This window comes from Mesorhizobium sp. M0854, assembly GCF_040319815.1.
Lineage (GTDB): Bacteria > Pseudomonadota > Alphaproteobacteria > Rhizobiales > Rhizobiaceae > Mesorhizobium.
In genome coordinates, this window is the sequence record NZ_JAMYOL010000003.1 from 276,619 (window position 1) to 297,846 (window position 21,228).

Sequence of the window (21,228 nt, forward strand, 5' to 3'; positions counted from 1 at the left end):
TCACTCGCCAGTCGCACAGGATTTCCAACACATGACAGCGATGGGCGCGGCGGCACTGCTGATCCTGGTCCTGACCTATGCCGGCGTCGCCATCGGCAGGATACCCGGGCTGCGCCTCGACCGGGCAGGGATCGCGCTGCTCGGCGGTGCGGCGATGATCGCCATCGGCGCGCTCGACATGGAGGATGCCTACCGCGCCATCAGCTTCGACACCATCACGCTTCTGCTCGGCATGATGATCGTCGTGGCGCATCTTAAAGTGTCGGGCGCCTTTCGCGCGCTCGGCGGGTTCGCCATCGAGCATGCGCATGCGCCGTTCATGCTGCTGGTGATGGTGACGCTGTTGACCGGCCTCCTGTCCGCATTCCTGGTCAACGACGCCATCTGCCTGGTCATGGCGCCGATCGTCGTCCATGTCACCCGCGTCATCAACCGCAACCCGGTTCCCTATCTGATCGCCACCGCCACCGCCTCGAATTGCGGCAGCGTCGCCACCATCACCGGCAACCCGCAGAACATGGTCATCGGCGCGCTGTCGGGGATTTCCTATCCGGCCTTCTCTGCGGCGCTGGCGCCGGTCGCGGCGTTCGGCCTCATCGCCGTCATCGTCATCATCCGCATCGTCTACCGCGCCGAATTTTCGCGCAAGGCCGAGCTCAGCCCCGAAGTCTACCGCGGCCGCATGCTGCCGGGGCAGGTGGTGAAGGCGGTGGTCGTCTGTGTCGGTTTGGCGATCGCCTTCTTCGCCGGCGTTCCAGTCGCCAAGGCAGCGCTGATCGGCGGTGCCATTCTTCTTTTGACCCGCGCCATCAAACCTGAGCGCATCTATCGCGAGATCGATGGGCCGCTGCTGTTCATGTTCGCCGGGCTGTTCATCGTCGTCGCCGGGGCGGAGAAGACGCTGCTGACGCCCGACATCGTCGCCTCGGCAAAGGACCTCGGACTGAATGATGTCTGGCGGCTGTCCGGCTTCACCGCGGTGCTGTCCAACATCATGAGCAATGTCCCGGCCGTGCTGGCGCTGAAGCCGTTCGTGCCCGGACTGGAAAACCCCGAGCGGGCCTGGCTGGTCGTCGCCATGAGCTCGACGCTGGCCGGCAATTTCACGCTGCTCGGCTCGGTCGCCAATCTGATCGTTGCCGAGCACGCGCGAATCTCCGGCAAACCGCTGGGCTTCATCGCCTTCTTCAAGGTCGGCCTGCCGTTGACGCTGGTCACGCTGCTTGTAGGGACGGCATGGCTGGCAGCCTAAAAGCGCGTCGCACTAGACCGGCCTCGTGCGGCGCGCTTCAGGCTCTTTTTTTATGCATGTCGTTATCGCAAAACCGCTGCACGCTTTTGCGCGACATGCATCAGCCAGTCAGGGCGATGTCACCGTCAGATGGCCTTTCATGTTGGGATGGAAGCGGCAGAAATAATCGACCGATTCCGCCTTCTTCACCGTCAGGCTCGCCGCCTTCTTCGGCGGGATCATCACTTCCCAGGCGCCGTTGACGGTTGCCGTGTGGGCGAACACGTCCTTGTTCACCCACCTGATCGTGTCGCCGACCTTCGCCTCGATCTTTGCCGGCGAAAACACAAGCTTCTCGATCGTCACCTCGATGGTGTCGGCCTTGGCCGGCTGGGCACCCATGGCCAATGTCAGCGCAACCCACAGATGCCGCCCCGACGCCATTGGCTCGATCCTCACTTCAGCATGCCGGCGACGTGTTCGGCGTGCTGTTCGTGGCCCTGGAATATTTTCAGACCGGTTTCCAGCAGGCTCTTCAGCTCGGCATTGCTGGCCGACGGGATCAGCAGAGTTTCGAGCGCGCCATTGACCTGCTTGTGGTAGGCCACCTCGTTGGCGACATAGGCCTTGTCGAACGCCGCGCCCTTGAGCTTGGCAAGCTTGGCTCGTTCCTCGGCCGCCGCCTTGGTCAGCGCCTTGCTGGTCGGATTGTCCTCAGGCGTGACCTTGAGCTTCTTGACCAGGTCGAGAGCCTGTTTGTTGACCGCCTCGTGATCTCGCACCATGTCCTTGGCGAAATCCACGACCTCCTTGTTCTTCGATTTCTTCAGCGCCTGCTTGGCCGCCTCGACGTCAAGCACGCCTGCTGTGTAGGCGATATGTGCGATCTGCGGATCGGTCGGTTTGTCGGCAGCTTGCGACAAGGGCGCTGCGCTAAGCAGGAAAAATGCGGCCAGTGCCGTGGTCGATCGAATAAACATGATGCTCTCCTTCGCCCCGACGCGGAACTGCATCGGGCTTCGTTTTCAGTGATGCTCATTGGATGCAGGTCGCCGCCAAACGTTCCCGCGAAAATCGGCGCGACCTATCCGGAAAGACCAAGCCGCTGCATCACGGCATTGGTCAGCCGTTCGCAGCGCCGGCCCGCGAAGGGAAAGGCGTCGAGCAGCACCGGGCCGATCTGGTCGTCCAGCGCCTTGCGCACCAGCGCGCGGGCGCGGTGCAGCCGGGTCTTGATGGTTTCTGGTCGCACGCCAAGCAGTTCGGCGGTTTCTTCGATGCTCAATCCCTCGATGACGCGCGCCACGAACACCATCCGGTAGACATCGGGAAGACTGTCGGTTGCCCGTTCGACAAGCTCAAGGATCTGCCGTTGCGCCATCGTCCGCTCCGGATCGTCGCTCGGGTTGAGGGGAAACCGGATGATTTCGGCTTGCGGGTTTTCAGGCATCGCTACCATTCGCCGCCTTTTGCGCAAGCGGCCGAGCGCTTCGTTGATGACGATACGCGATAGCCACGTGGCGAGCGAGGCATCGCCGCGAAAGGCCTCGAGATGGGCAAAGGCGCTGACATAGGCCTCCTGGACGATGTCCTCGGCCTCGCTGTCGTTACGCACGACGCCTCGGGCGATGCGGTAGAGCCTTTGGTTGTGCGTCTTGATGATGGTGCGGAATGCATCGCTATCACGTGCCAGCGCGCGGCCGACAAGCTGCATGTCGCCGGAAGCGGCGGGCGTTGCCGTCAACGCAGCAGGCATGGCCGATCTCCTGATAGGCTTCTCATCGGACATTGGATGAATCGGCCGACAAAAGGTTCCCGACCGATCCGCCGGCCGGCCTCGATCCGTTTCAAGCGCCGGCAGAGGCTATTCTAACGCCTCCACCACACCGGCGTCTCTATTTTGTAGACGCCGTGTCATCGGCTGATCGGTCGCTATGACATCACTCAGGATCGCAATTTTTCCAAGCTGTTACGCCGATTTCCTGACTCAGCCTGGAAAGGTGCTGGCTCAGGCCTGTGCGGCCGCCGCCAGCCCGCGCGCCAGGTCGGCCTTCAAATCCTCGACATCCTCGAGCCCGATCTGCAAGCGCACCAGCGGCCCGTCATACGGGCCCTTGGCGATTGTGCGGTCGCCAAGGAATACCGGCACGGCAAGGCTCTCATAGCCGCCCCAGGAATAGCCGAGGCCGAAAAACTTCAACGCGTCGAGGAAGGCGTGCTGCTGCTTCTGTCCGCCGCCCGCGAGAACGATCGAGAAGATGCCGCTCGATCCGCAAAAATCGCGCTTCCACATGGCGTGGTCGGGATGACTGGGCAGCCCGGGATGCAGCACCTGCGCTACGCCCGGCTGACCCTCGAGCCAGCCGGCGAGGGAAAGCGCGCTCTTTTGATGATGCTCCAGCCGCACACCCATCGTGCGCAGGCCGCGCAGCACCTGGTAGACGTCGTCAGGCCCGGCGCAGCAGCCCATCGTGTTGAACGTCTCGAAAAGCTGCTTCCAGCAGTCCGCATTGGCCGACACCGTGCCGAGCAGCACGTCGGAATGGCCGGCCGGGTATTTCGTCGCCGCGTGGATCGAGATGTCGACGCCATGGTCGAGCGGGCGAAAGTAGAGCGGCGTCGCCCAGGTGTTGTCCATCATGACGATGGCGCCGGCGGCATGCGCTGCCTTGGCGATGGCCGGTATGTCCTGCACCTCGAAGGTGTTGGAGGCCGGCGATTCGGTGAACACCACCTTGGTGTTGGGCTTGATCAGCGCCGCGATGCCGGCGCCGATGCGCGGTTCGTAATACTCGACCTCGATGCCCAGCCGCTTCAGCATCGTGTCGGCGAAATTGCGGGTCGGATGATAGACGGAATCGACGATCAGCAGATGATCGCCGGCCGACAGGAAGGCGAGCAGCGGCAGCACCACGGCCGCCAGGCCGGACGGCACCGCGACCGTGCCGGCGGAGCCTTCCAGCGCATCGATGGCGCTGGTCAGCGCATCGGTGGTCGGGGTGCCGCGCGTGCCGTAGGTGTATTTCTGGCTGCGCGCCGCCATTGTCGCCGCATTGGGATAGAGCACGGTCGAGGCATGCACCACCGGCGGATTGACGAAGCCGAAATAGTCATGCGGGTTGTTGCCGGAATGGGCGAGCCGTGTGTTGACGCCCATCTCGCTGTCGTCTTTTGCCATTGCTTTTCGTCCCATGGGTTGGTCGTTAGCCATAGTGCGGCGGCATTGGCCGCGCAACCGCACCGCACTCGCCAGGCCAAGGTCTTGAATATGCCAATTCAGCAACGAGCCGTGGACCTGCGGGAAGGCTGCCAAGTGCGCTTGGCAACTCACGGTCGGACTTTGCCGGCTTTATTGGCGCGCTGGCCGATTTGCGAGCGCGTTTGTCTGCAATTTCAGGCATTTCAGGCAGTTGGTTTTCAAAGTCTTTCGGATTTGGTCATTTCCCTTGACCTCACAGGAATAATCGCCTTCGATGTTGTTCGTGAATGGGAGGCAGCGCGTCGGTTACGATGCGGGATTCCGGTAATGGGCCGGGATACATAGCTGCGTTCACACGGGAAAAAGTCAGGTTCGCCTGGAAAAAACAGAAAAGGGTCTGTGGGTCATGAAACACATTGCAATCGGCGTTTTGGGCGCCGCCGCGTTTGGATTCGCGGCTTCGGCGGCTTCGGCGGCCACGCTCGACGATGTCAAAGCGAAGGGCTTCATCCAATGCGGCGTCTCGACCGGTCTGGCCGGCTTCTCGGCGCCGGACGACAAGGGTGAGTGGCAAGGCATCGACGCGGACTTCTGTCGCGCTGTGGCAGCCGCCGTGTTCGGCGATGGCACCAAGGTGAAGTTTACGCCGCTCAGCGCCAAGGAGCGGTTTACCGCTCTGCAGTCGGGCGAGATCGACATCCTGTCGCGCAATACCACCTGGACCATCAATCGCGACACCGCACTCGGCCTGAACTTCATCGGCACGACTTATTACGACGGCCAGGGCTTCATGATCAACGCCAAGAAGCTACCGGGCGTGAACTCGGCGCTGCAGCTTTCGGGCGCGGCGGTCTGCGTGCAGAGCGGCACCACGACCGAGCTCAACCTTGCCGACTATTTCAAGTCGAACAAGATGGAGTACAATCCTGTCGTCTTCGAAAAGCTGGAAGAGGTTAACGCCGCCTATGACGCCGGCCGCTGCGACGTATACACCACCGACCAGTCGGGCCTCTATGGCATCCGCCTGACACTCGGTGCGCCGGCCGACCACGTCGTGTTGCCCGAGATCATCTCCAAGGAACCGCTTGGGCCGGCCGTACGCCAGGGCGACGACCAATGGTACCACATCGTCAAGTGGACCTATTTCGCGTTGCTCGACGCCGAGGAACTCGGCATCACCAAGGCCAATGTCGACGAGATGAAGAACTCGGACAGTCCAGAGATCAAGCGCGTGCTCGGCCAGGAAGCCGACACCAAGATCGGCACCGATCTCGGCGTCTCTAACGACTGGGTCGTCAACATCGTCAAGGCCGTCGGCAATTACGGCGAGATGTTCGAGCGTAATGTCGGCTCGGGCAGCCCGCTGAAGATCGCGCGCGGCATCAACGCGCTGTGGACCAAGGGTGGCCTGCAGTACGCTCCGCCGATCCGCTGATCGAAAATGGATCCGGAAGGCAGATCGTCTGCCTTCCGGTCTCTCTTTCCAGGGGACTGTCGAATGGCGTCGCAGGAAGTTCTTCGCGAGGAGCCAAGCCGCGGTTCCTTCATCAATGATCCTCGTGTCCGCGGAATATTCTTTCAAGCGCTGGTCCTCGTCCTGCTGGTAGCGGGGGTCTGGTGGGTTACCCACAACGTCATCGTCAATCTGACGCGCTTGCACATCGCTTCCGGCTTTGGCTTCCTCAGGGGCCGCGCCGGCTTCGACATCAGCGAAAGCGCGATCGCATATTCGTCGGATTCGACCTATTTCCGAGCCATCCTGGTTGGCTTCATCAACACCGTGATCGTTGCCGTCGTCGGCATCATCACCGCCACCATTATCGGTTTCATCGTCGGCATCGGCCGGCTTTCGCGCAACTGGCTGATCAGGAAGATCTGCACGGTCTATGTCGAGGTCTTCCGCAACATCCCGCCGCTGCTGGTCATCTTCTTCTGGTATTCCGGCGTGCTCGCCGTGCTGCCGCCGCCGCGCGAGAGCATCAATTTGCCGTTCGGCTCCTTTCTCAACCAGCGCGGCTTCTATTTTCCGCGCGCTGTCTGGGGCGAGGGCTCCTGGCTGATCCTGGTCGCCCTGCTCCTCGCCCTTGCCATGGCCTGGTTCGTCGCCCGCAAGGCGCGGCAGCGGCAGATGGCGACGGGCCAGCCGTTCCCGGTGCTCTGGACATCCATAGCGTTGATCGTCGGCCTGCCGCTGCTGGCCTACGCGCTGAGCGGCTTTCCTCTGACCTTCGAATTCCCGAAACAATCGACTTTCAACCTGGTCGGTGGCTTTCAGGTAAGACCGGAGTTCCTGTCACTCTATCTGGCGTTGTCCTGCTATACGGCCGCCTTCATCGCCGAGATCGTGCGCGCCGGCATCAGGGGCGTCAGCACGGGCCAGACCGAGGCGGCCGCGGCACTCGGGCTGCGCTCGGGATCGATCCTCAGGCTTGTCGTCGTGCCGCAGGCGATGCGCATCGTTATTCCGCCGCTGACCAGCCAGTATCTGAACTTGACCAAGAACTCTTCACTCGCCATCGCCATCGGCTATCCGGACCTGACGGCGACTGCCGGCACTGTCTTGAACCAGACCGGGCAGGCGGTTGAAGGCGTGGTGATCATGATGGCTGTCTATCTCGCGCTCAGCCTGATCACGTCGGCGATCATGAACGTCGTCAATGCCAGGATGGCGCTGGTGGAGAGGTAGGGCCATGCAGGAACACGACATGTCCTGGGTGCGGACGGAGATGGCGCTGGCCCAACCGGCGCCGTCGAGCGAGCGTGGCCTCACCGCCTGGATCCGCAAGAACCTGATTGCCACCACGGGCGACACCATTCTCACCATCGTTGGCATTGCGCTGGTCGCTGTGATCCTGCCCCAAATCATCAATTGGGCCTTCATCAACGCCCAGTGGACTGGACCGGACCGCTCGGTCTGCGCCACCGTGGCGCAAGGCGGCATCCAGCCGGATGGCTGGACCGGTGCTTGCTGGGCATTCGTCAACGCCAAGTTCGGCCAGTTCATGTTCGGCACCTATCCTATCGAGGAGCGTTGGCGGCCGATCGTGGTGGCCATCCTGTTCGTGGCACTGCTGGTGCCGTTGCTCATTCCGCGCATACCGCGCAAGGGGCTGAATGCCATTCTTCTCTTTTTTGTACTGCCGGTCGTCGCCTTCGTTCTGCTGGTCGGCGGCATGTTCGGCCTGCCGCATGTCGAGACGTCGCGTTGGGGTGGACTGCTGGTGACGCTCAGCCTGTCGTTCGTCGGCATTGCCGTGTCGCTGCCGATCGGCATCGTGCTGGCGCTTGGCCGGCGCTCGAACATGCCGATAGTCAAGCTGCTGTGCGTGATCTTCATCGAGACGGTACGCGGCATCCCGCTGATTACGGTGCTGTTCTTTGCCAGCGTGATGCTGCCGCTGTTCCTGCCGGCCGGCGTCAGCTTCGACAAGTTCCTGCGCGCGCTGATCGGCGTGTCGCTGTTTGCCGCCGCCTACATGGCCGAAGTGGTGCGCGGCGGCCTGCAGGCGATCCCCAAAGGCCAGTATGAGGGCGCCGATTCGCTCGGTCTCAGCTACTGGCAGAAGATGGGCCTGGTCGTCATGCCGCAGGCGCTGAAGCTGGTCATTCCCGGCATCGTCAACACCTTCATCGGCATGTTCAAGGACACCAGCCTGGTCATCGTCATCTCCATGTTCGACCTCCTCGGCATCGTCAAGCAGAACTTCTCCGACGCGAATTGGGCGACGCCACAGACGGCCAGATCCGGCCTGGTGTTCGCGGCGTTCATCTTCTGGCTGTTCTGCTTCGGCATGTCGCGCTATTCAATGTACACGGAACGCCGTCTCGACACCGGCCACAAACGCTAAAAAGGGGACCTTGTCATGGCCATAGAAAACGCCGTCAGCGCGGAAGAGATCAAGGTCAATGCCGCCAAGATGCACATTTCCACCACCGATGTCGCCATCGACATCATCGCCATGCACAAATGGTACGGCGAATTCCATGTGCTGAAGGACATCAATCTAAAGGTGATGCGCGGCGAGCGGATCGTCATCTGCGGCCCGTCGGGCTCCGGCAAATCGACGATGATCCGCTGCATCAACCGGCTGGAGGAACACCAGAAGGGCAAGATCATAGTCGACGGCAAGGAACTGACCAACGATCTGAAGAAGATCGACGAGGTGCGTCGCGAGGTCGGCATGGTGTTCCAGCACTTCAACCTGTTCCCGCATCTGACCATTCTGGAAAATTGCACGCTGGCGCCGATCTGGGTGCGCAAGATGCCGCGGAAACAGGCCGAGGAAATCGCCATGCATTTCCTCAAGCGCGTCAAGATCCCGGAACAGGCCAACAAATATCCCGGCCAGCTTTCCGGCGGGCAGCAACAGCGCGTGGCGATCGCCCGCTCGCTGTGCATGAACCCGCGCATCATGCTGTTCGATGAGCCGACCTCGGCTCTCGATCCGGAAATGATCAAGGAAGTGCTGGAGACGATGGTCGGGCTGGCCGAGGAAGGCATGACCATGCTCTGCGTCACCCACGAAATGGGCTTTGCGCGCAAAGTCGCCAATCGGGTGATCTTCATGGATCAGGGTCAGATCGTCGAGCAGAACACGCCGGCCGAGTTCTTCGACCACCCGCGCCATGAGCGCACGAAGCTGTTCCTGTCGCAGATCCTGCACTGATCCTTACTCCGGTTCGGGACAAGACCGGCGGATCACGCCTCTCTGTCTTGCTGGCTTCGCGCGTATTCGGCGAGCGCTGACCGTGCGCTACGCGAGAAGATAGCAAGCGTGCTTCAGGCCGTTCGAGTGGTCACGTTGCAACCTGGTAACTAGCGCCGGCACGGATCATAAGCGCGCCGGCTGCGTTCATTGCCATTGGGAGTTGTATAACGAGCCGCGTGGGCGCGTGCGGCGGCAGGTCACGGGTTCATCCTGATGCTCATCCAACCGATCGATTATTTCCTCGTCGTCTGGTTCGCGCTGGCGCTGGCTTCGACGCTTTACGTCGGCTTCGACCAATATCGCAACAATCCCGAGCCGGTGGTGATGAAATGGGGCTTCATCCTGGTCACCCTCTATATGGGTCCGCTCGGCTTGCTGCTCTACGTGCTCGCCGACAAGGAGCCCCGGCCGGGCGATCATGAACTCTTCACCCGGCCGCTCTGGAAGCAGGGCGTCGGCTCCACCATCCACTGCGTCGCCGGCGATGCCACCGGCATCATTCTTGCCGCCGCCGTCACGGCGGCGCTCGGCCTGCCGATGTGGATCGACCTGATCGTCGAATATCTCGCCGGCTTTGCCTTCGGCCTGTTCATCTTCCAGTCGCTGTTCATGAAATCGATGATGGGCGGCACCTATTGGGAAAACGTACGCAAGAGCTTCCTGCCCGAGTTCATCTCCATGAACTTCATGATGGCCGGCATGGCGCCGGTCATGAGCTTCCTGATGATGGGCCGCGACATGCGCGCGATGGAACCGACGGAGCTGCTGTTCTGGGGCGTGATGTCGATCGGCGTCATCGCCGGTTTTGCGCTTGCCTATCCGGCCAATGTCTGGCTGGTCGCCCGGGGGCTGAAGCATGGGCTGATGACGCAGCGTGCGCAGGCAGCCGGCATCGATGTCCGGGAGCAGCCTGCCACGAGGCAACATGCGCAGATACAAATGCAGCAGGCCGACGCCAGCGGCCATCGCGGGCAGCACCACGATATGGTTTCCCACAAAGGCAAAGGCGGCGGCCATCACATGGAGACGGATGCCACGACGCCGCAGGTCGCTGCCCTGGGTGCCGTCTCCCTGCTGGCGCTCGCCATCGGCATGGTCGCGCCGGCGAACTGGCTGAACCTGACGCTGTCGGCACGCGATGTCGGCGGGGTGATCATGCCGCGAGGCATGATCATGGATCGCGACACGCCAGCCGATACAATGCGCGACATGGCGGCTACCGATCCACGCCTCGTGGCCGCCTCTTATGGCCTGACGGCAAGGGGCGACCAGGAACTGCCGTTTCGGATGGAGAACGGCATCAAGGTGTTCGAGCTCAGGCCTTCAGTGGTCCGCTGGCAGATCCTGCCGGACGTCGCGGTCGACGCCTATGCCTATAACGGCCAGATTCCCGGTCCGCGAATTCATATTCGCCAGGGCGATCGGGTCAGGATCAACGTCACCAACGGCCTGCCTGAGGAAACGACGGTGCATTGGCATGGCTTGATCCTGCCGAACCAGATGGATGGGCCGGCCGAGATCACGCTGCCGCCGATCGAGCCCGGGCGATCCTATTCATACGAATTCACCGCGACCCAGCACGGAACCTATTTCTATCACCCCCATGCCAAGCCGGACCGGACCCAGGCGCTCGGCCTCTACGGTGCGCTGATCATCGATCCCGCCAATCCCGCCGACGAGGTCGCGGCCGACCATGATTACGTCATCGAGCTTCAGGAATGGCTGGTGCGGGAAGGGCTGACCTACCCGTCGATGCCGATGGATGGCGGCATGCCGAATTTCTTCACCATCAACGGCAAGGCCTATCCCTCGACCGAGACGATCCCGATGAAGGTCGGCGAGACGCTCAAGGTGCGGTTCATCGGCACCAACAACGGCTTCATCCATCCGATGCATATCCATGGCGGACCGTTCGAGGTCGTTGCCCGCGACGGCGAGACGGTCCCCGCTTCGGGTCGTTTCCTTGCCGACACGATCAACGTCGGGCCGGGTCAGCGCTACGACGTGATCTGGAAGGCGCAGCGTCCGGGCAAATGGCTGATCCATTGCCACATCCCGCATCACACCACGAACAACAATGTCGAGGAGAAGGGCGGCGGCGGACTGATGGTCGTGATCGATGTGACATGACCGGCGTCGCCTAGGCTCGTTCCAGCCGGTGCACCGGCCCGGACGCCATGCAGTGGCTGGGGCCAAATTTTCTCTCAAGCTGAGGTGATCTGCCAGACAGCGACGCCGGCAAGGGCGAGACCGGCGGCGCCCTCGATGGCCCGGGAGATGGTTTCGAACAGCCGTGGCTGGCGCGCGAAAAACTGAACAAGCCGTTCCCGAAACACGATCGACAACACGGCGACGCAGGACAGCGTCAGCGCCACGCCGACCATCATTGTGATGGCAAACAGGACGCCCGCTGCCGGAACACCCCTGGACATCGCGAAAGTCATCGCGAAAAGCGTAAGCGGACATGGGATCAGGCCTGCCATGACGCCGACAGCCTCGCCCTCGTGCCTGTGGTGATGGCTGTGGCTCAAAGCGCGCCAGAGCGTCCAGATGCCAATGAGGCCGAGCAGCCCGCGACTGGTGTGCTCCAGAAGCGGAGCGCGGCCGACGCTGCCCAATGCTATTGAGACCAGTGGCAGCGAGAGAGCCGCAATCAGAACGGCAATCGTCACATGCGTGAACGATAGCGTGATAGATACGAGCAGACCACGCGAGACCTTCGCATCCGAACCGGCAAGATGAGTCGCCAGGACGGCCTTGCTGTGCCCCGGCGTCAGCGCATGGGCAGCCCCGAACACGACGCCCATCGGCAGGAAGGCCATGAACGCCAGCCAATTGCCTCCGGCCGCAAGCAGTTTGATCTGTTCGCCGAGCGTCAGATAGATCGTGCGCTGAAATTCGACGAGCGTCTGGAACATCGGACAAGACTAGCAGAAAATCGGCGAGCGTCAGTGCATGTGGCCGTGGTCATGCGTGTGCTCGTGAGGATGGTCGTTCTCTCCACGTTCCGTTGAAAACCGCACATTCGCCTCAGCCAGGGCGGGCATATGCTGGGATAGTTCGTCCTTCAGCGCTGCGGCGATCTTGTTGGCCGCCGACAGCGGCAGGGTTTCGTCCGCGGCAATTGCGATGTCGGCGTGCAATCTATGACCGATCCAGCGCGCCTTGGCATCGACAATGCGCGCGCCCGGAACATGCTCGGCGGCATGTCGGATTTCGTCTATCACACCGGGTTCGATTCCATCCAGCATGCGGGTCAGCACCGAGCGGGCCGATTGCCAGACGATACCGAAGATCGCAATCGTGATCAGCAGGCCGACGATCGGATCGGCCAAGGAAAAGCCAAACCAGACGCCGATGGCTCCGATGACCACGGCAAGGCTGGTAAGTCCATCTGTGCGGGCGTGGTAGCCGTCGGCAATCAGTGCCGCGCTGTTGATTTCGCGGCCGACGCGGATACGGAACACGGCAACCGCCTCGTTGCCGAGGAAGCCGACAATGCCCGCCGCAGTCAGCCAGCCCAGGTGTGTCACCGCTTGTGGATTGATCAGCCTGTCGATGGCTTGGTAGGCAGCGACTACAGCGCTGAACAGGATGATGAGCACGATGATGATGCCGGCCAGATCCTCGACCCGGCCCAAGCCATACGTGAAGATCCGCGACGGCTTGCGCCGCGCCAGAACGAACGCAATCCAGAGCGGGATCGCCGTGGTCGCGTCGCCGATGTTATGGATCGTGTCGGCCAGCAATGCCACGCTCCCCGACAACGCAACCACGACCATCTGCAATGCCGCGGTGATGGCCAGGATCACGAACGACCATTTGATTGCCCAGATGCCCCGGTCGGTGGTGGCAATTGTCGCGTCGATGACGCCATGGCTGTGACCGTGCGGACCGTGATCGCCGTGATGATGTGCGGCGTGCGAGCCGAACCCGAGCCAGTCCAGAATGCGGGCTACGATGGCATTCATAGATATTTCGCCAGCTGCTTGAGTTCCGCCAGCGAGTTGCCGCCGGTTTCGACGCTGTCGGTCAGGCAATGCTCGATGTGATCGTTGATCAGCTCGCGCTTGGCGCTGCTGATGGCCCTTTCGACGGCATGAAGCTGCTGCGCCAGGTCAACGCAAGGGCGATGCGCCTCGATCATCGCCAGCACCGCCGCAAGGTGGCCTTGCGCGCGCTTCAGGCGCTTTATGATGGAAGGATGCGAGGCGTGGAGGTGATCTGACATGCCTCAGCGTATCCTCCCGGGGAGGATACGCGTCAAGCTCTAAGTCAGCTGTGCAACTTTCGGAGGGGCTTCACCTTGAGCATTGCTTGTTCTATGCCTTTCCCATGAAGAAGCTTGCCCGTTTTCTTGGCCTGCTGGTCGTTGCAGCAGTCCTTGCGGTGGCATTGGGCACACTGCTGCCGCGCCCGCTCTGGCCGGCGGCAGTTGCCGATCCGATCGGCTCAAGCCACCGCATCCTGGTGCTGAAAAATCCGATCCACACCGACATCGCCATCCCGGTCGACGACGATGTGCGCCGGCGCTTCCATTTCCTGGTCGATGCCGGCATTCCAGCAGACGTGGCGGAGGTCCGCTACATCGTCTTCGGCTGGGGCGGCCGCGCCTTCTATCTCGAGACGCCGACCTGGTCGGAACTGAAGGCAGTGCCGGTGATGAAGGCGCTGACCGTCGATGCCTCGGTGATGCATGTCGACATTTCAGGCGAAATCGCCGAGCCGCATCCCGACGTCGCCGGCTTCGACATCGGCGAGGAGCGGTTTACGGCGCTGCTCGATTACATTGCGGGAAGCTTCCGGCAGGGACCGAGCGGGGCCATGCCGATCGAGAATGCGGCGTATTCCCGTTTCGATCGTTTCTTCGAAGGCAATGGCCGTTTCAACGCGCTGGTCGGCTGCAACACCTGGGCGGCGGCGGCACTGCGCATCGCCGGGCTGCGCACCGGCTGGTGGAACCCGCTGCCGGCATCGCTCGGCCTGTCGATGCGGCTTTACAATTGACCGGGCGACTTAGGACCGCCGAACGTCCTACGCCCGCCAGCCGTAGAGCCAGTCGAGATCGGCGGCGAGTTTTTCGGGCGAGCGCATCGCCAGGAACAGGTTGCGGGCCATCGCCACCGGCCCGGCCGCATGCCAGGCGAGGCGATTGACGGCGCCGCGGCGGGCGACCTGGGCGACGCGCGGCCGCCGCGCCTGTTCCCAGGCGGCAAGCGCCCCCTCAAGATCGGCTGTGGAGGCCGCAATGAAGCCGGCAAGCGTCGCCGCGTCCTCGATCGCCATCGCCGCGCCCTGTGCGGCAAACGGCGTCATCGCGTGCGCCGCATCGCCGATCAGCGCGATGCGTTGCGGCGTCGTCCACCGCCGCTGCTCGACAATGTGGATCGGCCATGCCGTCCACGGCGCCGCCTCGGTCGCCAGGCGAACCAGCGCCGGCGCGGTACCGCGCATGGCGCTGGCGAGGCTGGCGGGGTCGGCATACCCCGACCAGCCTTCGGCGATGCGCTCGCCCTTGGTGAAGGCAGCGAGGTTGAAGGCAGTGCCACGGCTGACCGGATAGGCGACCATATGAAAGCCGGGATAGAGGAATGCGGTAACGCAATCGGGCGCACCGATCGCCCTGAAGGCTTGTCCGGCGAGGGTGTCCGCGGCCACCGTGGCGCGCCAGGCAAGCTCGCCCGAGAATCGGCTTCTGCCGAATTCGGCCGCCTTGCGGGCCAGTTTTTCTCGCACCGACGACCAGACCCCATCGGCGCCGACCAGCAACGATGCTTCGGTTTCGATGGTCGTGCCGGCAATCTCGACTGTTGCGGTGATGCCATTCGGTCTGGTTGCGACGCCGCAGACGCGGGCACCGGTGACAAGCTCGACCTTGGGCCGCTCGGCTATCCGCTGCATCAGCGCTGACTGCAGATCCGCGCGGTGGGCAACGAGATAGGGCGCTCCCCAGCGCGTGTCGGCCGCCTGGCCAAGCGGTACGCGCGCCAGCTTGCGCAGCGTGGCGGCATCCTTGAGCACGACTGCCTCCGGCCGCACCGCCGTCGCCAGCAGCCGATCGAGTACGCCGAGCTGCCGTAGGATGCGCGTCGCGTTGGGCGAAAGCTGGATACCGGCGCCGGCAGCCTCGAGGTGCTGCGCCTGTTCGAACAGTTTTACCCGATAGCCGCGCTCGGCGAAGGCCAGTGCCGCGGTCAGCCCGGCGACGCCCGCCCCGGCGATGACCACCTGCCGGGACTGCGTTTCCTGCATCAGGCTTGTCGCGGAAGAATCAGGCGGCCTGGTCGATATAGAGGCAGCCCGGCGGCTGCGTTTCCAATGCCTTCAGTTTCGGCGAATAGCGATAGAGCGTCGAGCAATAGGGGCAGACCTTTTCATTGTCGTCGCCCATGTCGAGAAATACATGCGGATGGTCGAAAGGCGGATTGGCGCCGGTGCACATGAATTCCTTGACGCCGATGTCGATTGCCGGGTAGCCCGCATCGTTCTGGAAATGGGGAATGGAACCGCCTGCCATCGTCGTCTCCTGATCTCGTCGATTGCATCTGGATCATAACCCGTCTCTTTGCAAGATCGATGAAATGAAACTGTCGCAAAAGCCTGTCAGAGGATAAGTTAAGCCGGTTAAGGCTGTGCTCGTCGAACGGTGTGGGAAGAGCGGGAACCATGAACGAACTGAAGCCGGTGCAGAACGAATTCATCACCGTCGAGGCGGCGAGCCCCGAAGGCGGCAATCCCGATCGCTTCGTCAATCGCGAGTTTTCCTGGCTGCAATTCAACCGGCGCGTGCTCGAGGAATCGCTGAACGCCAATCACCCGCTGCTCGAGCGCGTTCGCTTCCTGTCGATATCGGCCGCCAACCTCGACGAGTTCTTCATGGTCCGCGTCGCTGGTCTTGCCGGCCAGGTGCGCGAAGGCATCGTGCTGAAGAGCCCGGATGGGCGCACTCCCGAGCAGCAGCTCGAACAATTGCTGCGCGAGGTCGAGCGCCTGCAGGAGGACCAGCAGAACAGCCTTTCGGCGCTGATGCTGCTGCTCGACAAACAAGGCATCGAAAGCATCACCCGCGATGGCCTGACCAAGGACGAGAAGACCTGGCTCGAGGACCATTTCCAGGAGCAGGTATTTCCGGTCCTGACGCCGCTGTCGATCGACCCGGCGCATCCGTTTCCGTTCATTCCCAATCTCGGTTTCTCGATGGCGCTGCAATTGCGCCATCGCAAGAACGGCGAGGAAATGAGCGCGCTTCTGCGCCTGCCGGTGGCGCTGAGGCGCTTCATCCGTTTGCCGGATCGCAAGCATCATGTCCGCTTCATTCCACTCGAAGAGGCGGTCAGTCTCTATATCGGCAAGCTGTTCCCCGGCTATGAGGTCAAGGGCTCCGGCACGTTCCGCATCATCCGCGACAGCGATATCGAGGTCGAGGAAGAATCAGAGGATCTGGTGCGGCTGTTCGAGACGGCGCTGAAGCGCCGACGCCGCGGCTCGGTCATCCGCATCGAGTTCGACAAGCTGATGCCGGCCGAATTGCGCGATTTCGTCGCCGGCGAGCTCGGCGTCTCGGCAAGCCGCATCAGCGTGCTCACCGGTCCGCTGGCGCTCAGCCAGATCTCGGAGATCGTCGCCGTCGCCCGCGACGATCTGAAATTCACCCCCTACAATCCCCGCTTTCCCGAGCGCATCCGCGAGCATGGCGGCGATTGTTTTGCGGCGATCCGCGAGAAGGACATCATCGTCCACCATCCTTACGAATCTTTCGACGTGGTGGTGCAGTTCCTGCGCCAGGCAATGGCCGACCCGGAAGTGGTGGCGATCAAGCAGACGCTCTACCGCACCTCCAACGACAGCCCGATCGTACGCGCTCTGGTCGACGCCGCCGAGGCCGGCAAGTCGGTGACGGCGCTGGTCGAGCTCAAGGCGCGCTTCGACGAGGAGGCCAACATCCGCTGGGCGCGCGACCTCGAGCGCGCCGGCGTCCAGGTCGTCTTCGGTTTCCTCGAGCTCAAGACCCATGCGAAAATGTCGCTGGTGGTGCGGCGCGAGGATGGCAGGCTGCGCAATTACGTGCATCTGGGCACCGGCAACTACCACCCGGTCACGGCACGCATCTACACCGACCTGTCCTTCTTCACCACCGATCCGACGATCGCGCGCGATGTCGCCCAATTGTTCAACTTCATCACCGGCTATGCCGAGCCGGCCGAGCAGATGCGGCTGGCCATCTCGCCGTTTACGCTGCGCGACCGCATCCTCCAGCACATTTCGGATGAGATCAGCCACGCGCTGGAGGGCAGGCCGGCCCGCATCTGGATGAAGATGAACGCCTTGGTCGACCCGATCGTCATCGATGCGCTCTACGATGCCAGCCGCGCCGGCGTCGAGATCGATCTCGTCGTGCGCGGCATCTGCTGCCTGAGACCGCAGGTGCCCGGCCTATCGGAGAACATTAGGGTGAAGTCGATCGTCGGCCGTTTCCTCGAGCACAGCCGCATCTATTGCTTCGGCAACGGCCACGGCCTGCCCTCGGACGGGGCGATCGTCTATATCTCCTCGGCCGATCTGATGCCGCGCAATCTCGACCGCCGCGTCGAGACCATGGTGCCGATCACCAATCCAACTGTGCATGAACAGGTGCTCGGCCAGATCATGCTCGGCAACATCATGGACAACCAGCAAAGTTTCGACGTATTGGCTGACGGAACCTCCCGGCGCGTCGTGCTGGAGGAGGGCGAGGAACCGTTCAACGCGCAGGAATATTTCATGACCAATCCGAGCCTGTCCGGACGGGGCGATGCGTTGAAGTCGCATGCGCCCAAGCGCATCGCGCAGTTCAAGCGCCGCAAGAAACAGAACGCAGCGACGGGCTGATGATTTCAGCGTCCCAGGGCCGGCTTCAGGACCGCCGACCGCTGTCCATCATCGATATCGGATCGAACTCGATCCGTCTTGTCATCTATGAGGGGCTGGCGCGTTCGCCGACCTTGCTGTTCAACGAAAAGATGCTGGCCGGCCTCGGCCGCGGCATCGTTTCGACCGGAAAGCTCGATCCCGAGGCGGTGACGCGCTCGATGGAAGAGTTCCGCCGTTTCCGCGCACTCTCCGACCAGGCCGGCGCCGAGCGCATGTATGTGCTGGCGACCGCCGCCGCTCGCGAGGCCGTCAACGGCCCCGACTTCATCCACCGCGCCGAGGATGTGCTCAAGACCGAGATCCAGGTGCTGAGCGGCCGCGAGGAAGCCCATTATTCGGCGCTCGGCGTCATTTCCGGTTTCCATCCGGCCAACGGCATCGCCGGCGATCTTGGCGGCGGCAGCCTCGAGCTGATCGACATCGATGGTGAGACGATCGGTGACGGCATCACGCTGCCGTTGGGCGGCCTGCGCCTGCAGGACATGGCGAAGAACTCGCTGACCCAGGCGGCAAGGATCACGCGCGAGCAACTGGCGCGGGCGAAATTGCTGAAGGGCGGGCAGGGCAGGGCGTTCTACACGGTCGGCGGCACCTGGCGAAATCTCGCCCGGCTACACATGGAAATGACCAACTACCCGCTCGGCGTCATGCACCATTACGAGATCGGCATCGAAAGCGCCGCGAACTTCCTCCGGCAGGTCGCCAAAGCCGAGATCGACAAGATCAAAGGCATCGAGGGCATCTCCAAGAACCGTCGCTCGCTGCTGCCCTATGGCGCCATCGTGCTGCAGGAGATCATGGCGGCGATGCAGCCGTCGAAGATCATCGTGTCGGCGCTGGGCGTGCGCGAGGGCTTTCTCTATTCGCTGCTCGACAAGGCCGAGCAGAAAGCCGATCCGCTGATCTCGGCGGCGGAAGAGCTTGCCCGCCTGCGCTCGCGCTCGGTCGACCACGCGCATGAGCTTGTCGAGTGGACCGGCAAGGCGTTCGCCGCCTTCGGCATCGACGAGACCAGGGATGAGGCGCGCTACCGCCACGCCGCCTGCCTGCTCGCCGATATCGGCTGGCGTGCCCATCCCGAATATCGCGGCAAGCAATCGCTCAACATCATCGCCCACGCCTCCTTCATCGGCGTCGATCATCCCGGCCGCGCCTTCCTGGCGCTTGTCAGCCTGTTTCGCCACGAGGGCGTGTTCAATGAAGCCGCTCCGGAAATCCGCGGACTGGCGACACCGCGCTATCTCGAACGGGCCCGTGTGCTGGCCGCCCTGCTGCGTGTCGTCTATTTGCTGAGCGCGGCAATGCCCGGCGTCATGCCGCGACTGAAATGGGAACACCGCGGCAATGGCGTGCTGGCGCTGGTGCTGCCGGCAGCGCTGGCCGATCTTTACGGCGAGCGCCCCGCCGGCCGGCTGGCACAACTGGCAAGGGTCACCAATCGCCGGCTGGTGCTGGCGGTCGAGGGCGGGCCTAGCATGTCTGTCAAATAGACGCCCGCGCTGTCGCGTCGCGACCGTTGAGGAAAGAAGGGAAACGCCGTGAAATCCAGGCAGGTTCTTCAGCTGTTGGTTGCGGCGATCTTCGTCCTCTTCGCGGGCGCCGCCAGTGCCCAGACGCTGTACACCCTGTCCGTCGTGGCCAAGGGGACGTTCGATCTGGATCGACATTATCCCAAAGAGCCGGGCGTCAGAACGCCATTCAATTTTCATAGAATGCTTCGCGCACCCAAAAACAGAGAGAAAATAAACTACTTCGTGTTCAAGCCGAGCGCCGACATATTCAAGCTCATGAAATCCCTCTCGAAGAGCGATTTATTCTCACGCCTCGAGCCGTGTTCGAGAGGGGTCGATCGAACTCTTTCCGACAAGGCTCAGACCATCGGCGGGTCGATCAAGCCCATCGTGGGTCGGTCCGATCTGTTACCATACGTGAAGAGACAAGAACTGATTCAATCAGATGGTTATGTGTACGTCGCCATTGACAGCAATCTTCGAAATTACGTCAAGGACCCAAACGATTTTGGATCCGAGTGGGTGGCAATGGCGGTAAAGAAGAAACAGCTCTGTCTGTATGTGGGAGTGGGGGAGATGGGGTTCCGCGGTTTTGCGTCGGTGCCCGTCAATATAAGTCGCCTCGCAAATTTCGTCTTCCTAGACACCAAGTAGACAGGTGCGGGTGGCGCTCAGGCGCGGGCTCCAAGCATTCTGCCGTCGGCCGACCATGCACCCGCGCCAGCCATCGCCAGCGCCAGAAAACCGCCTGATATCGCGATGTCCTTCATCAGCATCTGCGAATGCATGAAGGTCAGCGTCGGATCGCCGCCGCCCTGGCCATAGTGGCCGATGAACGCTGTCGCGACGCAAAAGGCGGCGAGCAGCAGCGCCACGATCGGCGTCTTGAAGCCGACGAGGATGAGCAGCCCGGCGATCAGTTCGAACAGCCCGGTGCCCCAGGCAGCCAGCGTCGGCAGCGGCAGGCCAAGGCCGGCGAAATAGCCGGTCGTGCCGGCAATGTCGGTCAGCGCGTGGAAGCCGGACGGCACGAACAGTGCGGCGAACAGCAGTCGGGAAAGCAAAAGCAGCGCATTGCGGGGCATGGTAACCTCCGTTGTCGGCCGGGTGGCCAAGAGCCCGATCCTAGCAGAATTCCGGTCAGCGGACCGACAGGCACAAACGACAACGAAAAAGGGGCGCGGAAAATTCCGCGCCCCTTTTGTTCAGGAAATGCTGGACTGCTTCAGCCGCGCTTGGCGTCGATCGAATACGCGCCTGGGCCCGAGGAGGCGAGCACGAGGAAGCCGCCGGCAATGCCGAGGTTCTTCATGAAATTGATCATCTGCATCTGATCGGCCCAGCCGGTGTGGGCGACCAGCGCGGTGGCGACGGTGAAAATCGCCATTACCCAGCCGACGATCCGGGTCTGGAAGCCGACGAGGATGGCCAGGCCGCCAAGCAGTTCGATAAGGCCGACGACAATGGCGGTCACCATCGGCAGCGGCAGGCCAAGGCTGCCGAAATAGCCGGCGGTGCCGGCAATCGCCGTCAGCTTGCCGAAACCCGAAAGCAGGAAGATGACCGAAAGCAGGATGCGGCCGAGCAGGATCGTGCCCGAGGCGCCGGCGGCGGTGCCGGAACCGGCAAACGAAGTATTGGCGGACGTGTTGGTGGACATGCGTAACT

At 62.5% G+C, this 21,228-nt stretch carries 21 protein-coding genes; 10 read left to right on the plus strand and 11 right to left on the minus strand.

Translation table 11 applies throughout. The annotated features are described in order from the left end of the window. Positions 1-31 precede the first annotated feature (31 nt). Positions 32-1,252 (plus strand): anion transporter, encoded by a 1,221-nt coding sequence (locus tag NKH99_RS07095; RefSeq protein ID WP_352472631.1) that lies wholly within the window; start codon positions 32-34, stop codon positions 1,250-1,252. A 108-nt stretch (positions 1,253-1,360) separates the two neighbouring features. Here NKH99_RS07095 and NKH99_RS07100 read toward each other — a convergent pair whose 3' ends face one another. From NKH99_RS07100 to NKH99_RS07115, 4 genes are all read right to left on the minus strand, one after another. After that, on the minus strand, positions 1,361-1,675 hold the full coding sequence (locus tag NKH99_RS07100) for a cupredoxin domain-containing protein (protein WP_353013347.1): 315 nt from the start codon (positions 1,673-1,675) through the stop codon (positions 1,361-1,363). Positions 1,676-1,686: 11 nt separating this feature from the next. Continuing rightward, complete coding sequence (locus tag NKH99_RS07105) at positions 1,687-2,211, minus strand: DUF4142 domain-containing protein (protein ID WP_352541632.1); 525 nt, start codon at positions 2,209-2,211, stop codon at positions 1,687-1,689. 104 nt (positions 2,212-2,315) lie between these two features. Continuing rightward, positions 2,316-2,987: an RNA polymerase sigma factor gene (locus NKH99_RS07110; RefSeq protein WP_352820251.1), complete on the minus strand. Its 672-nt coding sequence runs from the start codon at positions 2,985-2,987 to the stop codon at positions 2,316-2,318. A gap of 252 nt (positions 2,988-3,239) precedes the next feature. Continuing rightward, positions 3,240-4,409, minus strand: coding sequence for a cystathionine beta-lyase (locus tag NKH99_RS07115; protein WP_353013349.1), 1,170 nt, complete (start codon positions 4,407-4,409; stop codon positions 3,240-3,242). 427 nt (positions 4,410-4,836) lie between these two features. Between NKH99_RS07115 and NKH99_RS07120 the strand changes: the two genes are divergently transcribed. The 5 genes from NKH99_RS07120 to NKH99_RS07140 all read left to right on the plus strand — a co-directional run bounded on the left by NKH99_RS07120 (position 4,837) and on the right by NKH99_RS07140 (position 11,269). Then, complete coding sequence (locus tag NKH99_RS07120; RefSeq protein ID WP_254820740.1) at positions 4,837-5,865, plus strand: amino acid ABC transporter substrate-binding protein; 1,029 nt, start codon at positions 4,837-4,839, stop codon at positions 5,863-5,865. A gap of 63 nt (positions 5,866-5,928) precedes the next feature. Next, complete coding sequence (locus NKH99_RS07125; protein WP_352472636.1) at positions 5,929-7,116, plus strand: amino acid ABC transporter permease; 1,188 nt, start codon at positions 5,929-5,931, stop codon at positions 7,114-7,116. 4 nt (positions 7,117-7,120) lie between these two features. Next, positions 7,121-8,278 carry an amino acid ABC transporter permease gene (locus tag NKH99_RS07130; RefSeq protein WP_352771783.1) on the plus strand — a complete coding sequence of 386 codons (1,158 nt, stop codon included), beginning with the start codon at positions 7,121-7,123 and terminating at the stop codon, positions 8,276-8,278. A 69-nt stretch (positions 8,279-8,347) separates the two neighbouring features. Further along, the gene (locus NKH99_RS07135) at positions 8,348-9,097 is read left to right on the plus strand and encodes an amino acid ABC transporter ATP-binding protein (protein ID WP_031212005.1); all 750 of its coding nucleotides are present in this window, start codon (positions 8,348-8,350) and stop codon (positions 9,095-9,097) included. Positions 9,098-9,352: 255 nt separating this feature from the next. After that, entirely contained in the window at positions 9,353-11,269 is a 1,917-nt protein-coding gene (locus NKH99_RS07140) for a multicopper oxidase domain-containing protein (RefSeq protein ID WP_353013351.1), read from the plus strand. Positions 11,270-11,343: 74 nt separating this feature from the next. On the opposite strand, the gene NKH99_RS07145 is transcribed toward NKH99_RS07140, so the two are convergent. Genes NKH99_RS07145 through NKH99_RS07155 form a run of 3 tightly spaced genes read right to left on the minus strand, consistent with a single transcriptional unit; the run spans position 11,344 to position 13,370 of the window. Then, on the minus strand, positions 11,344-12,057 hold the full coding sequence (locus NKH99_RS07145) for an urease accessory protein UreH domain-containing protein (protein ID WP_352928276.1): 714 nt from the start codon (positions 12,055-12,057) through the stop codon (positions 11,344-11,346). Between the two features lie 30 nt (positions 12,058-12,087). Next, positions 12,088-13,110 (minus strand): cation diffusion facilitator family transporter, encoded by a 1,023-nt coding sequence (locus NKH99_RS07150; RefSeq protein WP_352541627.1) that lies wholly within the window; start codon positions 13,108-13,110, stop codon positions 12,088-12,090. Continuing rightward, the gene (locus NKH99_RS07155) at positions 13,107-13,370 is read right to left on the minus strand and encodes a metal-sensing transcriptional repressor (RefSeq protein WP_023719742.1); all 264 of its coding nucleotides are present in this window, start codon (positions 13,368-13,370) and stop codon (positions 13,107-13,109) included. The genes NKH99_RS07150 and NKH99_RS07155 overlap by 4 nt, the downstream gene beginning before the upstream one ends. A 104-nt stretch (positions 13,371-13,474) precedes the next feature. Here NKH99_RS07155 and NKH99_RS07160 point away from each other — a divergent pair, with 104 nt between their 5' ends. Then, a complete protein-coding gene (locus NKH99_RS07160; RefSeq protein WP_352541626.1) occupies positions 13,475-14,146 on the plus strand; it encodes a TIGR02117 family protein in 672 nt (223 codons plus the stop codon). A 27-nt stretch (positions 14,147-14,173) separates the two neighbouring features. Here NKH99_RS07160 and NKH99_RS07165 read toward each other — a convergent pair whose 3' ends face one another. Continuing rightward, the gene (locus NKH99_RS07165) at positions 14,174-15,391 is read right to left on the minus strand and encodes an FAD-dependent monooxygenase (protein WP_352980659.1); all 1,218 of its coding nucleotides are present in this window, start codon (positions 15,389-15,391) and stop codon (positions 14,174-14,176) included. A 19-nt stretch (positions 15,392-15,410) separates the two neighbouring features. Beyond that, on the minus strand, positions 15,411-15,656 hold the full coding sequence (locus NKH99_RS07170) for a zinc-finger domain-containing protein (protein ID WP_254820632.1): 246 nt from the start codon (positions 15,654-15,656) through the stop codon (positions 15,411-15,413). A 149-nt stretch (positions 15,657-15,805) separates the two neighbouring features. On the opposite strand from NKH99_RS07170, the gene NKH99_RS07175 reads away from it, so the two are divergent. From NKH99_RS07175 to NKH99_RS07185, 3 genes are read left to right on the plus strand one after another with little or no spacing between them, the layout of a single operon-like run. After that, on the plus strand, positions 15,806-18,007 hold the full coding sequence (locus tag NKH99_RS07175; protein WP_352980660.1) for an RNA degradosome polyphosphate kinase: 2,202 nt from the start codon (positions 15,806-15,808) through the stop codon (positions 18,005-18,007). Further along, positions 18,007-19,539, plus strand: a complete 1,533-nt coding sequence (gene ppx / locus NKH99_RS07180; RefSeq protein WP_352980661.1) for an exopolyphosphatase — start codon at positions 18,007-18,009, stop codon at positions 19,537-19,539. The genes NKH99_RS07175 and ppx overlap by 1 nt, the downstream gene beginning before the upstream one ends. A 48-nt stretch (positions 19,540-19,587) precedes the next feature. Continuing rightward, on the plus strand, positions 19,588-20,214 hold the full coding sequence (locus NKH99_RS07185) for a hypothetical protein (protein WP_352771175.1): 627 nt from the start codon (positions 19,588-19,590) through the stop codon (positions 20,212-20,214). A 17-nt stretch (positions 20,215-20,231) separates the two neighbouring features. Here the strand turns inward: NKH99_RS07185 and NKH99_RS07190 are convergent, their stop codons facing one another. After that, positions 20,232-20,645: a DoxX family protein gene (locus tag NKH99_RS07190; RefSeq protein WP_352771177.1), complete on the minus strand. Its 414-nt coding sequence runs from the start codon at positions 20,643-20,645 to the stop codon at positions 20,232-20,234. 140 nt (positions 20,646-20,785) lie between these two features. Continuing rightward, a complete protein-coding gene (locus NKH99_RS07195) occupies positions 20,786-21,220 on the minus strand; it encodes a DoxX family protein (RefSeq protein WP_352501902.1) in 435 nt (144 codons plus the stop codon). Positions 21,221-21,228: the final 8 nt, after the last annotated feature.

Bases quoted from the DNA above. Each gene is read 5' to 3' on its own strand.
- NKH99_RS07165 (WP_352980659.1), bottom strand. From the start codon at position 15,391: ATGCAGGAAACGCAGTCCCGGCAGGTGGTCATCGCCGGGGCGGGCGTC.
- NKH99_RS07150 (WP_352541627.1), bottom strand. From the start codon at position 13,110: ATGAATGCCATCGTAGCCCGCATTCTGGACTGGCTCGGGTTCGGCTCG.
- NKH99_RS07195 (WP_352501902.1), bottom strand. From the start codon at position 21,220: ATGTCCACCAACACGTCCGCCAATACTTCGTTTGCCGGTTCCGGCACC.
- NKH99_RS07155 (WP_023719742.1), bottom strand. From the start codon at position 13,370: ATGTCAGATCACCTCCACGCCTCGCATCCTTCCATCATAAAGCGCCTG.
- NKH99_RS07105 (WP_352541632.1), bottom strand. From the start codon at position 2,211: ATGTTTATTCGATCGACCACGGCACTGGCCGCATTTTTCCTGCTTAGC.
- NKH99_RS07110 (WP_352820251.1), bottom strand. From the start codon at position 2,987: ATGCCTGCTGCGTTGACGGCAACGCCCGCCGCTTCCGGCGACATGCAG.
- NKH99_RS07100 (WP_353013347.1), bottom strand. From the start codon at position 1,675: ATGGCGTCGGGGCGGCATCTGTGGGTTGCGCTGACATTGGCCATGGGT.
- NKH99_RS07160 (WP_352541626.1), top strand. From the start codon at position 13,475: ATGAAGAAGCTTGCCCGTTTTCTTGGCCTGCTGGTCGTTGCAGCAGTC.
- NKH99_RS07130 (WP_352771783.1), top strand. From the start codon at position 7,121: ATGCAGGAACACGACATGTCCTGGGTGCGGACGGAGATGGCGCTGGCC.
- NKH99_RS07145 (WP_352928276.1), bottom strand. From the start codon at position 12,057: ATGTTCCAGACGCTCGTCGAATTTCAGCGCACGATCTATCTGACGCTC.
- NKH99_RS07190 (WP_352771177.1), bottom strand. From the start codon at position 20,645: ATGCCCCGCAATGCGCTGCTTTTGCTTTCCCGACTGCTGTTCGCCGCA.
- NKH99_RS07170 (WP_254820632.1), bottom strand. From the start codon at position 15,656: ATGGCAGGCGGTTCCATTCCCCATTTCCAGAACGATGCGGGCTACCCG.
- NKH99_RS07140 (WP_353013351.1), top strand. From the start codon at position 9,353: ATGCTCATCCAACCGATCGATTATTTCCTCGTCGTCTGGTTCGCGCTG.
- NKH99_RS07175 (WP_352980660.1), top strand. From the start codon at position 15,806: ATGAACGAACTGAAGCCGGTGCAGAACGAATTCATCACCGTCGAGGCG.
- NKH99_RS07095 (WP_352472631.1), top strand. From the start codon at position 32: ATGACAGCGATGGGCGCGGCGGCACTGCTGATCCTGGTCCTGACCTAT.
- NKH99_RS07115 (WP_353013349.1), bottom strand. From the start codon at position 4,409: ATGGCAAAAGACGACAGCGAGATGGGCGTCAACACACGGCTCGCCCAT.
- NKH99_RS07120 (WP_254820740.1), top strand. From the start codon at position 4,837: ATGAAACACATTGCAATCGGCGTTTTGGGCGCCGCCGCGTTTGGATTC.
- NKH99_RS07135 (WP_031212005.1), top strand. From the start codon at position 8,348: ATGCACATTTCCACCACCGATGTCGCCATCGACATCATCGCCATGCAC.
- ppx (WP_352980661.1), top strand. From the start codon at position 18,007: ATGATTTCAGCGTCCCAGGGCCGGCTTCAGGACCGCCGACCGCTGTCC.
- NKH99_RS07125 (WP_352472636.1), top strand. From the start codon at position 5,929: ATGGCGTCGCAGGAAGTTCTTCGCGAGGAGCCAAGCCGCGGTTCCTTC.